The sequence below is a fragment of the Duganella margarita genome (assembly GCF_009857535.1).
Taxonomy (GTDB): Bacteria; Pseudomonadota; Gammaproteobacteria; order Burkholderiales; family Burkholderiaceae_D; genus Rugamonas; species Rugamonas margarita.
In genome coordinates this window covers 87,797-107,793 of the sequence record NZ_WWCS01000008.1, presented here as the reverse complement: position 1 = coordinate 107,793, position 19,997 = coordinate 87,797, and the positions used below count along the sequence as shown (strand labels likewise).

Sequence of the window (19,997 nt, the reverse complement as noted above, 5' to 3'; positions counted from 1 at the left end):
GGACAACGGCGGCCTGCGGCACGGTCAGACGCTGCCGATCAGAACTTGTAGCGCGCGCCCAGCATGTAACGCGGTCCGGCTTGCGTCACGTTCAGGGTCGCCGCTTCGGTGCGGCCGAACTGGCGCTGGGTGGCGTTGGTCAGGTTGATCACCTCGGCCTGGAAGCTCAGCCGGTCGTTGAAGTTGTAGCCCACGCTGACGTCGGTCTGGCCGTAGGTGTCAGTGTACACCGGCGCTGCGCGGCCGTTGCCATCGACCGTCGCCGCCAGGAACTTGTCGCGCCAGTTGTAGGCGATCCGCACCGACCATTTCTGGTCTTCGTAGATGCCGACCAAGTTGGCCGAGTTGCTGAGGCCGAGAATCGCGAACTGGTCGTTGGTGTTGGCGTTGTCGTACTTGGTCGGCGAGCTGACGTAGGTGTAGTTGGCCTGGACGCCGAAACCGCTGCGGCCGAACATGTGCTGCACGTTGAGCTCGGCGCCCTTGACGGTGGCCGACTTCTGGTTGGCGTAGCTGGTCACCAGGAAGTTGGCCAGCGGATCGGTCGGCTGGCCGACGATGGTGCCGTTCAGGTTGCCGTCCGACTTGACGCCGGTCTTGGTCACGCCCGGCTGGCCGTCGAAGGTGCTGAGGATGTAGTTGCGCAGGCAGTTGGTGTCGGCCGCCGTACAGCCCGAGGCGATGGCGGCGTTGTAGTAGGCGCCGCCGATCGGCGTGTGCAGGTTGTACAGCGACTGCGAGGTGACGGTCTGGCCGGCGTAGTTGTCCATCTTCTTGTGGAACAGCGCCAGCGACAGCACGCTCTGCTGGTCATAGTACCACTCCCACGACAAGTCCAGGTTCTTCGACTTGACCGGCTTCAGGGCCGGATTGCCGACCGAGGCGGTGCCGCCGGTGAAGACGTTGGCGATGGTGCCCAGCGTCAGGCCGCCCTGCATCTGGTCGTAACGCGGCCGGCCGATGGTGCTGCCGGCGCTGGCGCGCAGCTTCATGTCGGGCCGCAGGTCGAAGTCCAGGTTCAGACTCGGCAGCACATTGGTGTACGACGCGTCCTGGTTGCTGTAGGCGGCGCCGGCGAACTTGAGCGGCAACTCGTTCTGCGATTCCCACGAAATGCCGGTGCCCGGCAGGATCTGGGCGCGCGAAGTCACCTTGGTGCGTTCGACGCGCACCCCGAGCGCCGAGTGGAACGGGATCGCAGTGTCCCAGTCGGTGCCGAACGACAGGTAGCCGGAACTGGTTTTTTCCTTCAGCTCGCGGTCGGTGTCGGCGCTGGCGAAATTCGGCAGGTAGCCGGCGGCGTTGCCGGTGGCCTTGGCGGTCAGCGCGCGCAGCGTGGCAAAGTCGAAGGTGTACAGCGTGCCGAACAGCTGTGGCGCGTCATGCCCGCCCAGCTGCTGGAAATACGAGCCCAGCGGATTGGCCTGGAAGATGCTGCCCGGGTAGTCCGAGGCCTTGGTGGCGCCGCCCCAGGTGTTGTTCTGCACGTTGGAATAGGTCGAGCGGTTGCTGGCGTCGGTATAGCCGACGCCGAAATTGAGCTCGGACGCCTCCAGCAGCTTCAGGTTGCCCTTGGCCTGGGCCTGGTTGATAGTGGCTTTCTCCCAGCTGTTGTGGAACCACGACCCGGCGGCCTGGATCGGCTGGTTCACCAGGTCGGCCGCCGGCATGCTCAGCACTGGCAGTTCGTGGGTGAAGTCGATCTTGGTGTTGCCGCGGCTAAAGCTGGCGTTGGACAGGTTGTTCTCGCTGCCGAACGGGCTGTCGGCGCCGGACTCGGCGGTGGAATGGTGGGCATCGAACTCGACGCGCAGGGTCGGCGTGGCTTTCCACACGGTGTTAAAGCCGATCGACTGGTTCTTGGTCTTGGTGGCGTAGTCGCCGCCCACCACCGAGATGTCCTGCGGCGTCTTGTAGGTTTCCTCGTAGGTCAGCGGCGCTTGCACATGGCCGCCCGGCCAGCTGCTGGTCGAGGTCGGCGTCTGGCCGAACCACACGCTCAGTTCGTTACGCTTGGTCTGGATCTTCTGTTCCGAGTAGGTCAGGTCGAGCGTGGTGGTGAGTTCCTTGACCGGGCGGAATTGCAGCACCAGCTGGCCGTTGGTGCGCTGCCGCTGGATGGCGTTGACGCTGTAGCCGAAGTTCTGCGGGATCGAGTACAGATCGGTCGGGCCGGGACGGTTGGTGATGTTCTGCGAACCCGGCTGGCCGGGCTGCGGCAGCGTCACGCCGTCGGTGGTGGCCGAGCCCAGATACGGCCCCTGGTAGCCGTTGGCCAGGCCGGCGCGGTTGAAGCCGGAATCGCGCTTCTGGTAGCTGGCGCTGACCGCCACGCCGAAGCGGCCGTCGGCGCTGGTGTTGCTGTAGATGCCCGAGACTTCCGGGGTGACGCTGTCGCCCTTCAGCATGCCCGGCAGGTGGTCGTTGGAGCTGTCCTTGACCGCCTTGGCGCCGATGCTGGCGCGCATGCCCGGATTGTCCAGCGGGCGCGCGGTCATCACATTGATGGTGGCGCCGATGCCGCCGGTGGGGCTGTCGGCGCGGCCGGTCTTGTAGACCTGCAGCTGCGAGATCGCTTCCGACGCCAGGTTGGAGAAGTCGAACGAGCGGCCCGACAAATCGCTCAGGTCGGTGGTCGGCATCTGGCGGCCGTTCAGCAGCACCAGGTTGAAGTCCGGACCGAGGCCGCGCACGGTGACCTTCTGCCCTTCGCCGTTGCTGCGGTCGATCGACACGCCGGAAATGCGCTGCAGCGACTCGGCCAGGTTGGTGTCGGGGAATTTGCCGATGTCATCGGCGACGATGCCGTCGACGATGCCGTCGGAATTGCGCTTCATGTTCAGCGTCGATTGCATGCTGGCGCGGATGCCGGTCACCACCACCGTCGGCGCGCTGGTGGTGCTGTCGGTGGGGTTGGCGGCGTCCTGCGCCTGGGCGACCGACAAGGTGGCGCAGGCGCCGGCGACGGCCATGGCGATCAGGCGGCGGCGGGCCGGCACCCTTGAAATCGTTTTCAAAGTACGTTGCATTTTGTCTCCTTATTTATGATTTATGCCGGGGGCGCAACATCGACCGGCACGCACCTGAATTAGTTCATTGATGTGACAAATTCGGCAACTTAAGGATAGGAGAAACGCTTCCATCCGTCAATTGATGCGCTTCATCCCGGGTGTTTTTCCCCGTTACGTAACGGCGTAATGTTGTAATAATGTGCTAACGGCATGCACGGTGTATCATCGCTCGACATCCCCTTGGAACAGGACCCATGATCGTCGCCGGTGACCAGCAATTACTGAAACAAATCAATCGCATGGCCCTGGTGCGCCAGCTGTGCAGCGAGCCCGGCATGTCGCGCGCCGGGCTGTCGGAAACCGTGGGCCTGACCAAATCCACTGTCAGCCTGCTGGTGCGGGAACTGATGGACGAAGGCTGGCTGACCGAAAGCGCCTTGCGCACCACCGGCGCGCTGGGACGGCGCGCCACCCCGCTGCACCTGGACGGCGGACGGCTGGCCCTGCTGGGCGCCGACCTCGGCATTGACGCGCTGCGCATCGTCGCCACCAACCTGCTGGGCGAGGTGCTGGCCGAGCGCGAACTGGCGTATGCCGATGCGCAAGACGCCGCCGCCTGCATCGCCCAGACCGCGCAGGCGCTGATCCAGCTGAGCGCCAGCGCCGAACTGGCGGGCCGCACCATGCTGGGGGCCGGCGTCGGCCTGCCCGGCGCGGTGGACGAGGCCACCGGCCTGCTGCACATCGCGCCCCACCTCGGCTGGCGCAACATCGACGTGACCGGCCTGCTGCGCGATGGGCTGGCCGGTTCGGCGCTGGCGGCGCTGCCGCTGTTCGCCCAGAACGAAGCGAACGTGGCGGCGCTGGCCGAGGTGGAATTCTCCGGCCAGCACGGCGCCGACCCGCTGATTTATGTCAGTATTGGTTACGGCGTGGGCGCCGGCATCATCGTCAACGGCCGCCTGCTGACCGGGCTGTATGGCTTCGCGGGCGAGGTCGGCCACACTATCCTGCAACAGGGCGGACCGCCCTGCTCCTGCGGCCGGCGCGGCTGTGCCGATGCGCTGATCGGTCTGCAAGCCATGCTGGACACCGTGTACGGCAAACAGGCGCCGTCGACGCCGGAGCAGCTGCAACAACTCGTCACCGCCGCCGACGCCGGCGACGGCCCGGCGCTGCAGGCGGTGCAAGCCTCCGGCCGCCATCTGGGCGTGCTGCTGAACAATCTGTGGGTGGCGTTCGATCCGATGTGCATCGTGCTGGGCGGCGCCGCGCTGCGGCTGGGCGACCACCTGGTCACGCCGGCGCGGCAGGTGCTGCACGACTACGCCAGCGCCACCTCGCTGACGGCGCCGGTGATCCGCACGCCGCAGTTCGGCGCCAACACCATCGCCATCGGCGGCGCCGCCATGGCGCGCCACTACCTGATGCGTCCGTTCGCCGAGCACGGCCTGGGCACCGCCTGAGTTAGTCCATTCCGCTCTTGCCGGTGGCCCCATACGCCGTGCTGTGCAGCTGGGACAAGCGCGCGGAGATTTTAGTCCGGCACGTGGATGCGGGCCTTGATGTGCTTGAGGTGGGCGACGATGGTAAAGGTCATCACCACCAGCAGCGACCACGAACTCCATTTGCTGACGTGCACCGCCGACCACGCGCCCAGCTGGTTGGGATAGCGCCACACGCCCCAGAACGTGCTGATGTTTTCCGCCAACCAGATGAAAAAGCCGATCAGCACGAAGGACAGCAGCAGCGGCATCTGCCGGTCGCGGTCGAGCGGCCGGAACACCACCGTGGTGCGGGCGTACAAACCCAGCGCGCAGGCCGCCAGATACCAGCGGAAATCGCCGATGTAGTGATGGGTGAAGAAATTGGCATAGATCAGCAGCGCGATCGTCACCGCCATCCAGTACGGCGGGTGGTGGCGGATGCGCAGGTCGAACAGGCGCCAGGCCTGGATCACATAGCTGCCCACCGCCGCGTACATAAAGCCGGAAAACAGCGGCACGCCGAACAGCTTGGTGTAGGCAAAGTCCGGATAGCTCCACGACTGGATGCTGCCCGAAACCTTGAACGCTTCCAGCGCAAAGCCGACCAGGTGGAACAGGCACACCGCCTTCAGCTCATCCCAGGTTTCCAGCCCGGCCCACAACATCCAGACCTGGATGGCGATGGCGGCCAGCAGCAGCACGTCGTAGCGCGGCAGGCCGAACAGCCCGGCGCGCGGCGCCAGCAGCACACTGGCGAAGAACAGCGCCACGAACAGACAGGCGCGGGCGTTCTTGATGCCGAAGTAGAGGAATTCCAGCAGAAAACGCTGCCAGCCGCGCAGACCGTGGCGGGTGGTGGCGGCGAGCAGATGGGTGTCGAGGATGGCCAGCATGGCGTCAGACTCTAGCGGTTTCAGCCATAAAAAACAATGGGGCCGGACGTTTGCACGTCCGGCCCCATCATCAGCTGGCAAGCGCTAGGCAGCGCCACCGGCTTCAATACGATTATTGCAGTTTGATTTCGACATCAACGCCAGCTGGCAGGTCCAGCTTCATCAGTGCGTCAACGGTCTTGTCGGTTGGGTCGACGATGTCCATCAGGCGCTGGTGGGTACGGATCTCGAACTGGTCGCGCGAGGTCTTGTTGACGTGTGGCGAACGCAGAACGTCGAAACGTTGAATGCGGGTTGGCAGTGGGACTGGGCCCTTGACAACGGCGCCGGTGCGCTTAGCGGTGTCAACGATTTCCAGTGCGGACTGGTCGATCAGCTTGTAGTCGAAAGCTTTCAGACGGATACGGATTTTTTGGTTTGGTGCGGACATGATAATTCCTCAAAAGAGCGAACTGGCAACTTTGTAGCGCCAGCAATGTTTAAAAGAACGAGTTTGATACGCAAGGGCGAGATGGTATCACACCATCCCGCCCCTGTTTCAATCCAGGCTAAAAATTAGGCCAGGATTTTTGCTACAACGCCGGCGCCGACGGTACGGCCGCCTTCGCGGATTGCGAAGCGCAGACCTTCTTCCATCGCGATCGGGTTGATCAGCTTGACGGTGATCGACACGTTATCGCCTGGCATAACCATTTCTTTGTCGTGCGGCAGTTCGATCGAACCGGTGACGTCAGTCGTACGGAAGTAGAACTGTGGACGATAGTTGTTGAAGAACGGGGTGTGACGACCGCCTTCGTCTTTCGACAGCACGTAGATCTCGCCGGTGAAGTGGTTGTGCGGCTTGATCGAGCCTGGTTTTGCCAGCACTTGACCACGTTGCACGTCTTCACGCTTGGTGCCGCGCAGCAGCAGACCAACGTTGTCGCCGGCCTGACCCTGGTCCAGCAGCTTGCGGAACATTTCCACGCCGGTGCAGGTGGTTTTCACGGTGTCGGTGATACCAACGATTTCGATCTCTTCGCCGACTTTGATGATGCCGCGCTCAACACGACCGGTCACCACGGTGCCGCGACCCGAGATCGAGAACACGTCTTCCACTGGCATCAGGAAGGCGCCGTCCACTGCGCGCTCTGGCGTAGGGATGTAGCTGTCCAGTGCGTCGGCCAGGGCCATGATGGCTTGCTCGCCCAGCGGACCGGTGTCGCCGTCCAGTGCTTTACGTGCCGAACCTTTGATGATTGGCAGGTCGTCGCCTGGGAACTCGTATTTCGAAAGCAACTCACGCACTTCCATTTCAACCAGTTCCAGCAGCTCTTCGTCATCCACCAGATCGCATTTGTTCAGGAACACGACGATGTATGGCACGCCAACCTGACGGGCCAGCAGGATGTGCTCGCGGGTCTGTGGCATTGGGCCGTCCGCTGCGGAGCAAACCAGGATCGCGCCGTCCATCTGCGCTGCACCGGTAATCATGTTCTTGATGTAGTCGGCGTGGCCTGGGCAGTCAACGTGAGCGTAGTGACGGCCGGCGGTTTCGTACTCGACGTGCGCGGTGTTGATGGTAATGCCGCGGGCTTTTTCTTCTGGTGCTGCATCGATCTGGTCGTAAGCTTTAGCTTCGCCGCCGAATTTTTTCGACAGAACGGTCGCGATCGCAGCGGTCAGGGTGGTTTTGCCGTGGTCGACGTGACCGATGGTGCCTACGTTGACGTGCGGTTTAGTCCGCTCGAACTTTTCTTTTGCCATTTTGATTCTTCCTCAGAACAAAGTTTTAAATGTGCGGCCAGGTGATCTACCCGGCCGCAAAAATTACAGAATTACTTAGCTTTCGCGGTAACGATCGCGTCGATAACGTGCTTAGGCGCCTCGGAGTAGTGCTTGAACTCCATGGTGTAGGTCGCACGACCTTGCGTTGCGGAACGCAGGGTGGTCGAGTAACCGAACATTTCCGACAGCGGTACTTCGGCTTTGATGATCTTGCCGCCGCCGCCTGGGATTTCGTCCATGCCCTGCACCATACCGCGGCGGGACGACAGATCGCCCATCACGGTACCGGCGTAGTCTTCCGGCGTTTCAACTTCCACAGCCATCATTGGTTCCAGGATGACTGGGCTGGCGCGACGGCAAGCTTCTTTGAATGCCATCGAACCGGCCATGCGGAATGCATTTTCGTTCGAGTCAACATCGTGGTACGAACCGAAGGTCAGGGTGACTTTGACGTCGACCACTGGGTAGCCCGCCAGAACACCGGTGTTCAGGGTTTCGCGCACACCTTTTTCAACCGCAGGGATGAATTCGCGTGGAATCACACCGCCTTTAATTGCGTCGATGAACTCGAAGCCTTTGCCTTGTTCCTGTGGTTCCAGGGTCAGCACGGCGTGACCGTATTGACCACGACCACCCGACTGCTTGACGAACTTGCCTTCCACATCGCTTACCGATTTGCGGACGGTTTCGCGGTATGCAACCTGTGGTTTGCCCACGGTCGCTTCCACGCCGAATTCGCGCTTCATGCGGTCAACGATAATTTCCAGGTGCAGCTCGCCCATACCACCGATGATGGTCTGGCCCGACTCTTCGTCGGTTTTCACGCGGAACGACGGATCTTCCTGTGCCAGGCGGTTCAGCGCCAGGCCCATTTTTTCCTGGTCGGCCTTGGTTTTTGGTTCCACCGCCTGTTGAATCACTGGCTCTGGGAACACCATGCGTTCCAGGATGATGATCGACGATGGATCGCACAGGGTTTCACCGGTGGTCACGTCTTTCAGACCCACTGCCGCAGCGATGTCGCCGGCGCGCACTTCTTTGATCTCTTCGCGCTGGTTGGCGTGCATCTGCAGAATACGACCCAGACGCTCTTTACGGCCTTTGACCGAGTTGTACACGGTGTCGCCCGAATTGATGGCGCCCGAGTACACGCGGAAGAAGGCCAGCTGGCCGACGAACGGGTCGGTCATGATCTTGAAGGCCAGTGCCGAGAATTTCTCGTCGTCCGACGCCTTGCGGGTGGTCGGCGCTTCGTCTTCGTCGGTGCCTTTAACGTCAGCGATGTCGATTGGCGATGGCAGGTACTCGATCACGGCGTCCAACATGGCTTGTACGCCCTTGTTTTTGAACGCGGTGCCGCACAGCATAGGAACGATTTCGGAAGCGATGGTGCGATCGCGCAGCGCTTTCTTGATCTCGGCTTCGGTCAGGTCGCCTTCTTCCAGGTACTTGTTCATCAGGTCTTCGTTCGCTTCAGCAGCGGCTTCAACCATCTTCTCGCGCCACTCGGCAGCCGAATCAGCCAGCTCGGCAGGGATATCGACGTAGTCGAATTTCATGCCTTGCGAAGCGTCGTCCCACAGGATCGCTTTCATCTTGACCAGATCGATCACGCCTTTGAAGTTGTCTTCGGCGCCGATCGGGATCTGGATCAGGACTGGGTTGGCCTTCAGGCGTGCGCGCATCTGCTCGTACACTTTGAAGAAGTTCGCGCCGGTGCGGTCCATCTTGTTGACGAAGGCCAGACGTGGCACTTTGTACTTGTTGGCCTGACGCCAGACGGTTTCCGACTGTGGCTGAACACCGCCCACTGCGCAGTAAACCATGCAAGCGCCATCCAGCACGCGCATCGAACGTTCCACTTCAATGGTGAAGTCAACGTGGCCTGGGGTGTCGATGATGTTGATGTGGTGTTCTGGGAAGTTGTTCGCCATGCCTTTCCAGAAGCACGTGGTCGCAGCCGAGGTAATGGTAATACCGCGTTCCTGCTCCTGCTCCATCCAGTCCATGGTGGCGGCGCCATCGTGAACTTCACCGATCTTGTGGTTCACGCCCGTGTAGAACAGAACGCGTTCGGTGGTGGTGGTCTTACCTGCATCGATGTGAGCGGAGATACCGATGTTGCGGTAGCGCTCGATGGGGGTCTTGCGGGCCATAATTAATCCTAAATCTTTGAATGGACAAAACCGAGCGCCATTTTTTGGAGAAAAAATGAGCCCGGCCTCGAACAACAGATGACAGCCAGATCACGCAGGATCTGGCCGATTTTATTAGAAGCGGAAGTGCGAGAACGCCTTGTTCGCTTCAGCCATGCGGTGAACTTCGTCACGCTTCTTCATCGCACCGCCACGGCCTTCAGCGGCTTCCATCAGCTCGCCCGCCAGACGCTGTGGCATCGATTTTTCGCTGCGCTTGTTGGCAGCTTCACGCAGCCAACGCATCGACAGCGCCATACGACGCACTGGGCGGACTTCAACCGGCACCTGGTAGTTGGCACCACCAACGCGACGGGATTTCACTTCAACCAGCGGCTTGGCGTTGTTGATCGCGGTAGCGAACACTTCCAGCGGGTCTTTACCGGATTTCTCCGAGATGTGCTCGAAAGCACCGTAAATGATGTTTTCTGCGACCGATTTTTTACCGGACAGCATCAGAACGTTCACGAATTTGGCGACATCGGTGTTGCCGAATTTTGGATCCGGCAGGATCTCGCGCTTGGGTACTTCACGACGACGTGGCATGTCATTTCCTTTTCTCTTCAGTTGAGTGCCTTGCGGTCACTCGCGGCGGCCATCATAGCCAGCCACTTACTCGGTCTCGCGACCGGCTCAACTCAATTAATAATGATTACTTCTTAGCTTGCTTGGCGCGCTTGGCACCGTATTTCGAGCGAGCTTGTTTACGGTCTTTAACGCCCTGGGTATCCAGTGCACCGCGAACCATGTGGTAACGCACACCTGGCAAGTCTTTGACACGACCGCCGCGCAGCAGAACAACGCTGTGCTCTTGCAGATTGTGGCCTTCACCGCCGATGTACGAAATCACTTCGAAACCGTTGGTCAGACGCACTTTGGCAACTTTACGCAGTGCCGAGTTAGGCTTCTTAGGAGTGGTGGTATACACACGGGTGCACACGCCACGTTTTTGCGGGCTGTTTTCCAGCGCCGGCGATTTGCTCTTCACGACCAGTTTGGTGCGTGGTTGGCGAATCAGTTGATTGATGGTTGGCATCGTTCTAAACCCAACTAAATAACAACATTAACAACCCGGTCAAAATGCCGGGGACAAAAAACCTTCTCTCGATCTATTGGGCCAAAGGAGGCGCAAACAGCCACTCTCATGGAGCAGCCGGATTCAACGTATACGATGTGCAGAATAAATTGAGAACTCGCGAGTATAGACGTGAACGGTAGCTCAGTCAATCAATTTCGCGGCGGATGGCGGCTTGCAGCGGGAAAGCCGCCACTAGCAGAAAGGTCTGAAAACGCTTGATAATAGCAAATAATTCCCATCCTGCTAGCCCTCAATGCGATTCCCGTTGCGCCCCGCCCCGCTGTTCGTGCTGACCAGTTACCTGTTGCTGACGCTGGTGCCCTGCGTGCCCCTGCTATTGGGCCGGCCAGTGCCGGAACTGGGCCATGTGCTGCTGGTGGAACTGCTGGCCTGGCTGGTGGTGTGGGGCGTGGTGGGCCGCCCGGCGTGGTTCCACTGGCTGCTGATCCCGGCCTTCCTGGCGCTGCCGACCGAGATTTACTTGTTCATTTATTACGGCCAGGGCATCTCCACCCATCACCTGGGCATCATCGCCGAGACCAGCCCCAAGGAGGCGATGGAATTCCTCGGCCGTAAGGTGTGGCTGATGGCGGCCGTGCTGGTCGGCGTGATCGGCTGGTGGATCGCGGTGCAAATGGCGGCCCGCCGCAGTCCGGCGCTGAACTGGCGCGGCGCCAGCCGCAAGACGGTGCTGGCTATATTAATCGCGCTGGCCGCGCTGGGCCTGTATGGCCGCGAATTCGGCGTGCACGCCGCGCCGTTGGTGCACAGCAGCGCCAGCGCGTCGGCGTCAGCCTCCGAATCCGCCGCCAGCGAGGAAGACGCAGCGGAAGAAGCCAGCGATCCGGAACGCGCCGCCATCGCCGGCGAGCACCGGCTGGACTGGAAATTCGGCCCGCTGCCATGGCGGCTGCGCTCGCCGCTGAGATTCAGCGACTTCGCTTCGTCGTGGCCGTTCGGCCTGACCGCGCGCGGCATCGATTTCTGGAAAGAGCGTGCATACCTGGCCGACCTCGGCCAGCGCAGCCGCAACTTCAGCTTCCACGCGCACCAGCCGGCCAAAAACGACACGCCGGAAATCGTCATCATGGTGATCGGCGAATCGTCGCGCTACGACCGCTGGGGCATCAACGGCTACGCGCGCGACACCACCCCGCTGCTGGGCAAGGAAGCCAACCTGGTTACGCTGCCGGACGTCATCACCGCCGTCTCGGCGACGCGGCTGTCGGTGCCGGTGATCATCTCGCGCAAGCCGGCCACGCAAAGCCTGAAGGACGGTTTCTCGGAAAAATCCTTCCTCACCGCCTATAAGGAGGCCGGCTTCAAGACCTTCTGGCTGTCGAACCAGATCTCGTTCGGCCAGTTCGACACGCCGGTGTCGGTGTTCGCCAAGGAGGCCGACGTGATCCAGTTCATGAACCTGGGCGGCTTTACCAACAACTCCAACTTCGACCAGATTTTGCTGGAACCGCTGCAACACGCCATCGCCGACGCGGCGCCGAAAAAGCTGATCGTGCTGCACACGCTGGGCAACCACTGGAACTACAGCCAGCGCTATCCGAAGGACTTCGACAAGTGGCAGCCGTCGCTGTTCGGCGTCGACAAGCCGGTGTACACCGACCTCAAGATCAAGCCACAGCTCAACAACAGCTACGACAACTCCATCCTCTATACCGACTGGTTCCTGTCACAGGTGATCCATCAATTGAAGGACACGCAGCAACTGACCTCGATGGTCTACGTGGCCGACCACGGCCAGACACTGTATGACGGCACGTGCAAGCTGGCCTTCCACGGCCACAACACCCAATATGAATTCCACGTGCCGGCCATGGTCTGGTATTCGGACCAATACAAGGAACGCTATCCGGACAAGGTCAGCCAGTTGCTGAAGCACCGCAAGGCGCGGCTGGCCACCGAGAACATGTTCCACACACTGCTGGACCTGGGCGACATCGAATACGGCGATGAAAAACTGGAGTGGAGCTTCCTCAACCAGCAATTCAAGCAGCACAAGCGCTACGTGGACAGCTACGGCTGGACCAACTACGACAATGCCGACTTCAAGGGCGACTGCCGCGAAGTAATCGACAAAAGCAAGCCCATCAAACAAGACAAATAATGCGCATCGCCGCTGAACGGCTGGCACGGCCGCGCCGTGCCAGTGAAGACGGCGACCTGAAACGGCCGCCGGAAAAGATCAGCGCAACGCCAGCTGGGTGCCGGGACGGCGGGCGGCGCCGACGGCGCTTTCGTTGATCTTGAAAACACTGACGGTCAGCTGCAATTCGCTGGCCTGGTCCTGCAGCGATTGCGTGGCGGCGGCGGCTTCTTCCACCAGCGCGGCATTCTGCTGCGTCACCGTATCCATCTGCGCCACGGCCTGGTTGACCTGGTCGATGCCCTCGCTCTGCTCGCGGCTGGCGACGGCGATTTCGCCGACGATCTGCGTGACCTGGTGCACGTTGCCCACCAGCGCAGTCATGGTGGTGCCGGCCTGCTCGACCAGCGTGGTGCCGAGCTGGATCTTCTGCACCGAATCGTCGATCAGTACCTTGATCTCCTTGGCGGCGGCCGCCGAACGCTGCGCCAGATTGCGCACCTCGGTCGCCACCACCGCGAAACCGCGGCCCTGTTCGCCGGCACGCGCCGCTTCCACTGCCGCGTTCAGCGCCAGGATGTTGGTCTGGAAGGCGATGCCGTCGATCACACCGGTGATGTCGACAATCTTGCGCGACGCATCGTTGATGGCGTTCATGGTGCTGACCACTTGCGTCATCACTTCGCCGCCCTGCGCCGCCGTGTCGGACGCCCCTTCCACCAGCGTGCGCGCGTGCTGCGCATTCTCCGAGTTCTGCTTCACCGTGCTGGTCAGTTCCTCGATCGACGCCGCCGTCTCTTCCAGCGAGCTGGCCTGGGTCTCGGTGCGCGAGGACAGTTCCATATTGCCGGCCGCCAGTTCCTGCGAGCCGGTGCTGATGATGTCCGCGCCCTGGCGCACCCGCGACACGGTCGACAGCAGGTCGCCCTGCATGCGCTGGATCGCTTTCAGCAGGCGCTGGATCTCGTTGTCGCCATCGGCTTCGATATTGGCGGTCAGATCGCCGCTGGCCACCCGGTCCAGCTGATCGACCGCGCCGGCCAGCGGCAGCAGCACCGTCGAGCGCAGCATCAGGTGTGTGCCGAACACCACGCCCAGCGCGATCAGCAGTCCCAGTACCACCAGCCACATCACGATCGAATATTCACTGGCGCGCTTCTCGGTCAGCGCGGTGATCTGCTCATCGCCCAGCTTCTGGAATTTTTCCAGCGCGGCCGAGAAGGCGGCGCCCACCGGCGTCAGCTCTTTCGAATTGATGGTCGAATACGTGCCCGGATCATCCTTGGCCAGTGCGTCGGAGGCGCGGTCCAGCACCGCCGACAGCTTGCGGCCCGAGTCCACCAGTTCTTTTTTCAGCTGCGCATCCTGGCCCGGAAACTCCGGCGCTTTCTCGAACTTGTCGAGGAAGTCCAGCGTGCGCTGGTAGGATTTCTTGGCGCTGCCCAGCGCGGAATCGCGGGTGGCCTTGTCGTCGCCCTCCTTCAGCGCCGCATAGCCGCGCGTCAGGGCCGAGCGGGTGCGGGTGGTGTCCTTGTACGCATCGTTGATGGTAATGATCTGACTGGAAATGGTGTGCACTTCCGCGATCGACCGATTGGACTGCTGCAAGGCGACGATGCCCAGCGCAGCCCCCGCCAGCAACATTGCCGTAAATAGAACTAATACGCCAAGCAAGCTTGCCCGCACTGTAACCTTATTCATCCCGCCTCCAAATTTGATATTTCTAACTAGAAACACTATACCAAATTTTGAAGTTTTGTGACCTTGGAAATAACTATTCCGGAGGTGCCGCTACAACAGATTGCGCAAGGCCTGCCGCAGTTGCGGATAGGTGAAAACAAAACCGCTGTCGAGCAAGCGCGCCGGCGCTACGCGCTGCCCTTCGAGCAGCAGGTCGGCCTGTTCGCCCAGGGCCAGCCGCATCGGCCAGCCCGGCGTCGGCATACCGTATGGTCGATGCAACACCGACGCCGCCACCCGGTTGAACTGCGCCTGCGTCAGGCTTTCCGGCGCGGTGAAGTTGTAGCTGCCGCTGCCGCCGCTGCGGCATAGGTGGGCCATGGCGCCGATCAGGTCATCCACATGGATCCACGACAGCCACTGCGTGCCGCCACCGAGCGGCCCGCCCAGTCCCAGCTTGACCGGCAACAGCATCATCGGCAGCGCGCCCTGCGTGCCCAGCACCAGGCCGAAGCGCATGCAGGCAACGCGCACGCCATGCGCTGCGGCGCCGCCGGCCGCTTGCTCCCACTCGCGGCACAGGTCGGACATGAAGATCGGCTGCGGCCCATGTTGTTCCGTCAGCACGGTGGCGTCGCCGCGCGGCTGCACGCCGTAGTACCCGATCGCCGATGCCGACAGCAACAGCGCCGGCTTGTGGTCGGCGGCGCCGATCCAGCGCACCACGGCGTCGGTCAGGCCGATGCGGCTTTGCCGCAGCACCGCGCGCCGTTTGGCGCTCCAGCGCCAGCCGAGGATGCGCGCGCCGGCCAGATTGATCACCACATCGAAGCGTCGTGTCGGCGGCAACTGCGCCATGCCGGCGACGCACTCGGCGCGGCCGTCGAACAGCCACGCCGCCTGGCGCGGCTGCCGTGTCAGCACGGTGACGCGGTGCCCGTCGCGCAGCAAAGCGCGCACCACGCGCTGGCCGATAAAGCCGGTGGCGCCGGTCACCAGAAAACTGCGCTCACCCTCGGCAAAGCTTACCCGGGGCGCGGCGGCATCGCGCTGCGCCATGCGGCCGATGCTGCGCGCCGCCCAGGCGTCGCGCAAACCGGACACGCCGACGCCGACGCCGCACAGCGCCAGGAACACGCCGAGCGCGCCATGCGGCTCCCACACCAGTGCGGTGGGCAAGGCCAGCATGGCAGGCGCGTCCAGCGCCAGCAGCGCGATGAAGGCGCCGCCGTTCATCGCCAGCACGGTATGGGTGACGCGCTCGGTCGGCGGCAGCAGGCGGGTACGGTCCTCGACCACGAAATCCCACAGCGTCAACACAATTTCAACGCTGAACACCAGCAGCAGCGCCAGCGCCCACCAGCCATGGAAGGCCCACGACGACAAGCCGATGAACAAGGCGCTGTAGATCAGCGCGCGCAAGGCGTGAATGGACAACTCGCGCCGCGCCGTGGGCCGGCCGGGCAGCGCCTCGGTCAGTTCATGATGGTAGAGCGTATCGAAGGCGCCGAGACATCCCTGCGCCGCCATCAATTGCAACGCCAGTGTATGCGTGTTCATACCGTCACCTCCCTGAAGATACCTGCTTGCGTAAAGGTCGTGCCAAACAGCGGATGGCGGATCTCGATGTGGATATCGAACTGGTTGGCGCTGTTGTTGCGATGCCGGAGAAAGGTCTTGCCCGGCGTGAGCACATCCGGCAAGGGAATGCGCAGCCCGAACAGCTGCCAGAAATAGCCATCGCTTTCAAAATGCAGATTGCCGTCGCGGACCGCCAGCACCAGCTTCATGCCCAGTCCCATGCCGACGTATTCCAGCACGTCGCCCTGCGGGCTCTCCGCCATGTAGGAAGTGAACATCACTGGCTTGCGCGCGTGCAGGCGGTAAGTGCGCTCCTTGAAAATCCAGGCGCAATTATCGCGGGAGTAGACCTGGATATCGACCGGGAAATCCGCGTCGTTATATGGCATCAATGCACCTTTGACGAACGGCATGCTAAGGTAGCCCAGCAAGCGCCCCACGCGCGAGCAGCTCAGCTCCGACAAGGTGCCGGTGTAGTACAGCGGCTTGCCCGGCAGCGGATTCTTGTCGAAGCGCGCCTGGATATCGGGGTGCAGCTTGCGCCAGGTCGGGCCGAGGATTTTCTTGAACAGCTCACCTTCGGATGGAATCATCATGCTTAGCCGCCGTCTGTTATTTCTGTAAATACAGAAATTATGAGTGAAATTTTTAGTCGCTGCCGAGCAGGCGCGCCACCTTGCCACCCATTTTCAGGAAGCGCTGCATGGTGGCCGGCGGCAGGTGCTTGTAATCGTCATAGGTCACGCTGAGCATTTCGAGGAACTCCAGCACCTGTTCCATTTTGACCTTGGTGGCCTGCTCCAGCAGCGGATCACTGTCCGCCTCGACGGCGCAGGCGCGCAGCACGGTCAAGGTCGGATCGATCTCGCGCTTCTTGCGCTCTTCCACGATGACGCGGAAGATCGCCCACACATCCTGCAAGGCCAGGAAGTGATCGCGCCGGTCGCCCGCCACGTGGCTGATGCGCACCAGCCCCCAGCTTTGCAGCTCTTTCAGGCTATTGCTGACATTCGAGCGCGCCACATTCAGCGTCTCGGCGATCTGCTCGGCGTTCAGCGGCTGGTTGACCAGGAACAGCAGCGCATGAATCTGCGCCACGGTCCGGTTCACGCCCCACCGCGCACCCATTTCGCCCCAGTGGAGGATGTACTTCTGAATGGTCGGCGAAAGGTCCATGATTTCTCTAATTTCTGTCAACACAGAAATAGTATGCCTCGCTCAACCCAAAGTCAAAGACTTTTCAGCTGGATGCGCCATGTAGTCGCTGAGCCAGGCGTGGATGCGGTCGGCTTTGGCGGTGATGGCGGCGTCGAAGCCGCGCGCGGTCAGCAGGGCGATGCCGTTAGTCGCTTGCAGCAGGCCGGGCTTGAGCTGCCAGCGTCCGTTTTCGCGGCCGACACACCACGGCCGCAGGCTGTCGGCCAGCAGCGACGCCAGCACCAGATGGTGCGACGCCACCACCACCCGCCCCTGCTGCGCCAGCGTGTGCAGCACCGCGCCGGCCGCCGATACCGATTCCAGATAGTTGGTGCCGCGGAAGATTTCGTCGATCAGGAAGATCGCGCGCCGCTGCGCCGCCACCGCCAGCAGTTCCTGCCCGCGCCGCAGCTCAGCCATATAGAAGCTCTCGCCGTTGTCCATCGCGTCGTCGTTCTGCATGCTGGTGTACACCGGCTGCAGCGGCGTAACCGCGCGCGTCGCGTAGCAGAAGCCGAACGCCCGCGCGGTGATCAGGTTCAGGCCTATCGTGCGCAGCAAGGTGCTCTTGCCGATGCCGTTCTGGCCCGAGATGAACACGCCCTGCCGCGCCATGCCGAACGACAGCGCCGCCGCGTCAGCCAGCAGCGGATGCACCACATCGTCCAGCGCCACCTCGTCGCCCTGCTCCGCCCAGCAGAACGCCGGCACCTGCGACAGATGGCGCGCCAGCGCCAGGTCCGCCTCCAGCGCCGCCACCCGTGCAAAGCAGGAACGCAGGAAGTCGATGTGCTCACCCACCACCTCGCGGCTGCGGAAGTAGTGCCGCACATTTTCCAGGAACATCCAGTCGGCGTAATCGCGCGCACCCGGCAGGTAGGCCAGCAGCGAACGGCCGAGGCCCCGGTTCAGGCGCGACGCCTCCGCGCCATCATCGCGCAACGGCGCCGTCGCCGGATCGTCGATTTGCGCCAGCAGTCCATGCGCGCGCAGCATCTGCTGCATCGAATTGAGAATGCTGGTCCACTCCTGCACTGCGTCGTGATAGCCCGCCTGGATCGCGCACAGCGCCAGGAACAGCGCCAGCGTCACGAGCCACATCCACAGCCAGTTCATGCCCAGCGCCAGCCCGACCGACAGCAGGAACGCCCACGGCAACCAGCCCAGCACCGGCACCCAGCGCGGCGTTGATGGCAGCGGCGCGCCAAACACCGTCTCGCTGATCTCGCGGTCGGCCTGACGCAGGCCGGCGCTGGCGGACGTCAGGCGCGTCCGCAGTCCATCGTCCGCCACCAGTGCGCGGACGCGGACGGCCGAGGTGGACACATCCTCCTCCGCATGCAGCCGCCGGTGCAATTCCTGCTGGCCGAAGATGCTGGTCTCGCGCGCCAGTTGGGCGCTGTAGTCATACAGCAGCAGATCGTCCCAGGTCGCGCTGTCCAGCAGGGTGTCCGCGTCGGACAGGGTACGGCGGTAGAGCGCAACATCGCTCGGCACAAACGGGTAATCGGTCATGAAATGCTTATCAGGTGGCAACACTGCGCCAGATTGAGCACAATTGACAGATTTTCAAGCCCGGCCGGGCAACGCGGACATCACGGACGTTCCCGGACGTTATCGGACGCGTGCGGACAGCGGACACGCCACTGGATATACCATGTAAATCAATGACTTAGCCGCTGGCACGCTTTCTGCATAATGTTGACTATCCAGACACCATACGACCATCATGATACGTGACACCTCCTCCCAAGACGCCGTAATCGCCGCGCCCAAAAGCCAGGCCACCAGGCGCCGCCTGATCATCGCCGGCAGCGCCGTGGTGCTGCTGGCAGTCGGCTGGTACCTGTTCCACAACTGGCGCAACACCGACCACTCGGTCAACATGTCGCGCCTGCGCATCGCCGAAGTGGGCCGCGGCACCCTGATCCGCGACGCCGCCGTCAACGGCCGCATCGTCGCCGCCGTCAGCCCGACGCTGTACGCGCCGTCGCTGGCCACCGTCACGCTGCAGACCCACGCCGGCGATACCGTCAAGAAGGGCGACGTGCTGGCCGTGCTGGAATCGCCCGACCTGTCCGACGCGCTGAAGAAGGAACAGGCGGCCTACGCGCAGATCGAAGCCGATGTGGCCCGCCAGCGCATCCTGGCCCGCAAACAGAAGCTGCTGGCGCAGCGCGACGCCGACACTGCCGAAATCGACCGCCTGTCGGCGCAACGCACGCTGGAGCGCTACGACGCCGTCTCCAACGAAGGCATCATCGCCAAGATCGAATACCAGAAGGCCAAGGACGCGCTGAACTCCGCCGCCATCCGCGCCAAACACGCCGATCAGGCCTCGGCGCTGGAGAGCGACAACGTGGCGCTGGAGCTGCAGTCCAAGATCAAGCAGCTGGAGCAGCAACGCAGCACGCTGTCCAACGCCCAGCGCCGGGTCGATGAACTGACGGTGCGGGCCCCGGTCGATGGCTTCATCGGCACGCTGTCGGTGGCCAACCGCAGCGTGGTGCCGGCCAACACGCCGCTGATGACGCTGGTGGACCTGTCGCGCCTTGAAGTCGAGCTGGAAGTGCCGGAGACCTATGTGTCCGACCTGGGCCTGGGCATGACGGCGGAAGTCAACTACGGCACTGGCATCGCCAACGGCAAGCTGTCGGCGCTGTCGCCGGAAGTGGTGAAGAACCAGGTGCTGGCGCGGGTGCGCTTCAACGGCGAGCAGCCGGCCGGCCTGCGCCAGAGCCAGCGCATCACCGCGCGCCTGCTGATCGACGAGAAGCACGACGCGCTGATGGTGCAGCGCGGCCCGTTCGTCGAATCGGAAGGCGGCCGCTATGCCTACGTGGTGCGCGACGGCGTCGCCATCCGCACGCCGATCAAGCTGGGCGCCACCAGCGTCTCCGCCGTGGAAATCCTCGGCGGCCTGAAACAAGGCGACAAGATTGTGATCTCCGGTACCGAAACCTTTGAGAACGCCGAACGCGTCTCGATCAATAACTAAACTCTGAGA

Annotated in this window: 15 protein-coding genes; 3 read left to right on the top strand and 12 right to left on the bottom strand. The window is 62.4% G+C overall.

From position 1 onward, the window contains the following. Positions 1–38 precede the first annotated feature (38 nt). Entirely contained in the window at positions 39–3,029 is a 2,991-nt protein-coding gene (locus tag GTP55_RS14225; RefSeq protein ID WP_161045577.1) for a TonB-dependent receptor, read from the bottom strand. Positions 3,030–3,265: 236 nt separating this feature from the next. Here GTP55_RS14225 and GTP55_RS14220 point away from each other — a divergent pair, with 236 nt between their 5' ends. Next, entirely contained in the window at positions 3,266–4,477 is a 1,212-nt protein-coding gene (locus GTP55_RS14220) for an ROK family transcriptional regulator (protein ID WP_161045576.1), read from the top strand. 71 nt (positions 4,478–4,548) lie between these two features. Here GTP55_RS14220 and GTP55_RS14215 read toward each other — a convergent pair whose 3' ends face one another. The 6 genes from GTP55_RS14215 to rpsL form a co-directional block, all read right to left on the bottom strand. Further along, positions 4,549–5,391: a DUF817 domain-containing protein gene (locus GTP55_RS14215; protein WP_161045575.1), complete on the bottom strand. Its 843-nt coding sequence runs from the start codon at positions 5,389–5,391 to the stop codon at positions 4,549–4,551. A 112-nt stretch (positions 5,392–5,503) separates the two neighbouring features. Then, positions 5,504–5,821, bottom strand: a complete 318-nt coding sequence (rpsJ, locus tag GTP55_RS14210; protein WP_005663509.1) for a 30S ribosomal protein S10 — start codon at positions 5,819–5,821, stop codon at positions 5,504–5,506. A gap of 125 nt (positions 5,822–5,946) precedes the next feature. Beyond that, a complete protein-coding gene (tuf, locus tag GTP55_RS14205) occupies positions 5,947–7,137 on the bottom strand; it encodes an elongation factor Tu (RefSeq protein ID WP_154370132.1) in 1,191 nt (396 codons plus the stop codon). Between the two features lie 71 nt (positions 7,138–7,208). Then, positions 7,209–9,314, bottom strand: coding sequence for an elongation factor G (fusA, locus tag GTP55_RS14200; protein WP_161045574.1), 2,106 nt, complete (start codon positions 9,312–9,314; stop codon positions 7,209–7,211). A gap of 114 nt (positions 9,315–9,428) precedes the next feature. Further along, positions 9,429–9,899, bottom strand: a complete 471-nt coding sequence (gene rpsG, locus GTP55_RS14195) for a 30S ribosomal protein S7 (protein ID WP_110846374.1) — start codon at positions 9,897–9,899, stop codon at positions 9,429–9,431. 106 nt (positions 9,900–10,005) lie between these two features. Beyond that, entirely contained in the window at positions 10,006–10,389 is a 384-nt protein-coding gene (gene rpsL, locus GTP55_RS14190) for a 30S ribosomal protein S12 (RefSeq protein WP_092281397.1), read from the bottom strand. Positions 10,390–10,684: 295 nt separating this feature from the next. Here rpsL and GTP55_RS14185 point away from each other — a divergent pair, with 295 nt between their 5' ends. Beyond that, positions 10,685–12,553, top strand: a complete 1,869-nt coding sequence (locus GTP55_RS14185) for a phosphoethanolamine transferase (protein WP_161045573.1) — start codon at positions 10,685–10,687, stop codon at positions 12,551–12,553. A 78-nt stretch (positions 12,554–12,631) separates the two neighbouring features. Here GTP55_RS14185 and GTP55_RS14180 read toward each other — a convergent pair whose 3' ends face one another. The 5 genes from GTP55_RS14180 to GTP55_RS14160 all read right to left on the bottom strand — a co-directional run bounded on the left by GTP55_RS14180 (position 12,632) and on the right by GTP55_RS14160 (position 18,505). Then, positions 12,632–14,233: a methyl-accepting chemotaxis protein gene (locus GTP55_RS14180; RefSeq protein WP_161045572.1), complete on the bottom strand. Its 1,602-nt coding sequence runs from the start codon at positions 14,231–14,233 to the stop codon at positions 12,632–12,634. A 90-nt stretch (positions 14,234–14,323) separates the two neighbouring features. Next, positions 14,324–15,772: a TIGR01777 family oxidoreductase gene (locus GTP55_RS14175; RefSeq protein ID WP_161045571.1), complete on the bottom strand. Its 1,449-nt coding sequence runs from the start codon at positions 15,770–15,772 to the stop codon at positions 14,324–14,326. Beyond that, positions 15,769–16,389: a DUF4166 domain-containing protein gene (locus GTP55_RS14170; protein ID WP_161045570.1), complete on the bottom strand. Its 621-nt coding sequence runs from the start codon at positions 16,387–16,389 to the stop codon at positions 15,769–15,771. The genes GTP55_RS14175 and GTP55_RS14170 overlap by 4 nt, the downstream gene beginning before the upstream one ends. A gap of 52 nt (positions 16,390–16,441) precedes the next feature. Continuing rightward, a complete protein-coding gene (locus GTP55_RS14165) occupies positions 16,442–16,969 on the bottom strand; it encodes a GbsR/MarR family transcriptional regulator (protein WP_161045569.1) in 528 nt (175 codons plus the stop codon). Between the two features lie 42 nt (positions 16,970–17,011). Next, complete coding sequence (locus GTP55_RS14160; protein ID WP_161045568.1) at positions 17,012–18,505, bottom strand: MutS-related protein; 1,494 nt, start codon at positions 18,503–18,505, stop codon at positions 17,012–17,014. 214 nt (positions 18,506–18,719) lie between these two features. On the opposite strand from GTP55_RS14160, the gene GTP55_RS14155 reads away from it, so the two are divergent. Then, positions 18,720–19,988: an efflux RND transporter periplasmic adaptor subunit gene (locus tag GTP55_RS14155; RefSeq protein ID WP_161045567.1), complete on the top strand. Its 1,269-nt coding sequence runs from the start codon at positions 18,720–18,722 to the stop codon at positions 19,986–19,988. Positions 19,989–19,997 lie beyond the last annotated feature (9 nt).